The 2,666-nt window shown below is 42.8% G+C and carries 2 protein-coding genes; both read right to left on the minus strand.

The genetic code is table 11. From position 1 onward, the window contains the following. A partial coding sequence (locus tag JHD69_RS19385; protein ID WP_199141988.1) for a hypothetical protein occupies positions 1–519 on the minus strand: 519 nt, incomplete at its 3' end. A gap of 25 nt (positions 520–544) precedes the next feature. After that, the gene (locus tag JHD69_RS19390; protein WP_199141989.1) at positions 545–1,879 is read right to left on the minus strand and encodes an IPT/TIG domain-containing protein; all 1,335 of its coding nucleotides are present in this window, start codon (positions 1,877–1,879) and stop codon (positions 545–547) included. Positions 1,880–2,666 lie beyond the last annotated feature (787 nt).

The raw sequence follows: 2,666 nt of genomic DNA on the forward strand, positions 1-2,666 counted from the left end.
GCCATTGGATGATGACTGACCACCTTTTACAGCTATTTCCTTAACCACATCTACAGAGGCAATAAAGTTTTCGATATCAGATTTGTATCTATCCGCATTGGAAAGAATACAAATGCTCTGCATGCTGTTTTCTCCGCTAAAAGTAATGAGCATAGCCAATGTAGCTATTCCCTTATCTTCATATTTTGCAGTACCCATTAAAAACTGCCAACCTTTTAAAACAGCTGCCGGTTGCTTGTTTGCAGCACCAGCAACCTTGAAGGGTTTTTGCACCTGGTTGCTCCAGGCATTGTCAAAATCCTGCTGTATACCACCCTGTCCTGGTATCGGACTGTAAATAAAGATATTGCAATATGCTCCTGTACTTTTATCTTCCTTATAATAGGTAAGCACATTGTTGTTCCTTACTAATTCGTAGCCTGCTGGAACAGTATAACCGACCACGCCAAAACTGCTTTTTTGTGCAAAAGATGCACACGCTGCTAAAAACAAAAAGAAGAAAGATAATAATTTGTTCATTGGTTTATTTTTAATTGCCCCCTATTTACCGCACAATAATTGCATTACCCGACGAATTGAGTGTCGCATTGCCTAAATTAACGGGCACCCCATTTTTCCAATATTTGGCTATGTTATAGGTTCCATTGTTCTCCCACCCCGATACGTACACATCATTGCCAAAAACCGCAATGCCCGTAGCACCAGAGGACACCGTAGCTAGTTTTACTGGCACCCCGTTTTTCCAGTATTTAGCAAAGGATGGCCCTCCGCCATAATAATCCTCCTGTTCATACCCTGCCACGTATACGTCGTTTCCCGTTACGAAAACAGCAGTTGCCACGCCTACCGAAGCGGTACCTGCAGTCAGTGTTGCAGCGGTTCCGTTTTTCCAAACGGTTGCCATAGCCAACCCACTTGTCGGATTGTTTTGGTTGCCTGCTACATATTTGTCGCTTCCGCTTACGAAAACAGCATTGGCAAAGTCATGCTTATCGTTGTTGGGTATGGTATTGGCTGGTATTGCCCCATTTGTGAATTCCCAGGGCGAAAACCTCCCCTGCGAGTTGCGATAGCTCCCAACGGCATACACACTGTTATCATTTGTATAAATCCCTGTGCAGGAGCCATTACCGGTAACGATTTGTCCAACAATGGGATCATTAACGTTTATGGTTGTGCCCGTACCGTTTTTCCAGTACCTGGGCAGGTCAAATCCGTTGATGATTTCCCAGCCACCAACATACACGTCATTGCCATTTACGGAAATGCCATTGGCCGCAGATTCGTTGGTGCCAAGTGTGTTTTTAGTGCCGTTTTTCCAATAATTGGCCAATTGCAAGTTATTGATTCTCTCTTTTCCTGCAACATACACATCATTGCCACGTATGAAGATGGAATTCAGTGCCGACTCTTCTATGCTCAGCGTAATAGCGGTGCTGTTTTTCCAATAGGTAGCCAAAGCACGGCTGCTATTATTCTGCGAACCGGCCACAAACACATCGGGCACATAAACAATATTGCCACCACTTGCAGTCTGGGTGCCTGTTTTTATTTTTATTTCTCCGCTAACAGCTCCTACTGCAGGAACAATTACCTTTAGCTGTGTAGCGGTGGCCGATTGCACTGCAGCTGCTACACCATTAATCGTAACGGCATTATTGGCAGCCACAGCAGAAAAGTTGCGGCCAGTAATGGTAAGTGTATCGCCATAGTGCAACGTAGTGCCAGATACCCCCCCTATTTTAAGGGTAGTGTCTTTTGGTGCTGGATCAGGGATGGGCGTGCTAATGTTTTTTTTGCACGAAGACGTTGCAAACAGGAACAGCGCTAATGCCATACCTGTTGCCATCCTAAAGATGTTGTATCCTATTGCTTTCATATCGGTTCAGATTTTTCACTTTAAAAATATTACGATATAAAATTAGCTTGGCCTAGAGGCTGTGGCAATCATTAAAAAAGATGATTTTTATGCGTTTTCGTCATGCTTAAACCGTAAGCATTGAAAATGGGGTGTTTATATCTATTTTTAACCAAAGAGACATAAGTATCCTGCCTTATTGAAGATTGATCATCAAATTTTGAAGCTTCAAGACAAGGTGTTTAAAAAAATTCGCCCATAAAATGACCAGAGTAGCTCTAAAGAATTAATACATTCGTATTATAAAAATAAGCATGTCATTTAACTGGTTTGATGTCATCGTTCTTTTTGGTATGATGCAGGGAATAATTTCCTGTATGGTGCTGATTTTTCAAAAAGCAAACGAACTTCATAAAACACTACTCATTGCAATTATTCTGGTGTTATGCATCTTAAGTTTTAAAATAGAGATTCACACCTTACACTTATGGGATAAACCTTTTCTGCGTTATTTTCCGCTTGGAATAGACCTACTCATCCAACCAATCCTATTTTTGTATGTCTATTCGCTGACTAAACCTAATTTTGAATTCAAAGCTAAATTGTTATTCCACTTACTGCCACCTGAATTGTTCTTTATCCATTCGATCCTGGTTTATTTAGCGGTGCTCCCTATTGATGATCTTCAGCAAAAGGATATCTGTCTCTTATACACATCTGACGCTGCCGACGAACCACGACATGTGGAGGGCTAGGGGGGGGGGGGGGGAGTGAAAAGGGGGGGGGGGGGGGGGGGGGGGGGGGGGGG

It is taken from the genome of Pedobacter sp. ASV12 (genome assembly GCF_016429155.1).
Lineage (GTDB): Bacteria > Bacteroidota > Bacteroidia > Sphingobacteriales > Sphingobacteriaceae > Pedobacter.

Excerpts from the sequence above, each read along its gene's own strand:
- JHD69_RS19390 (WP_199141989.1), bottom strand. The coding sequence starts at position 1,879 with ATGAAAGCAATAGGATACAACATCTTTAGGATGGCAACAGGTATGGCA.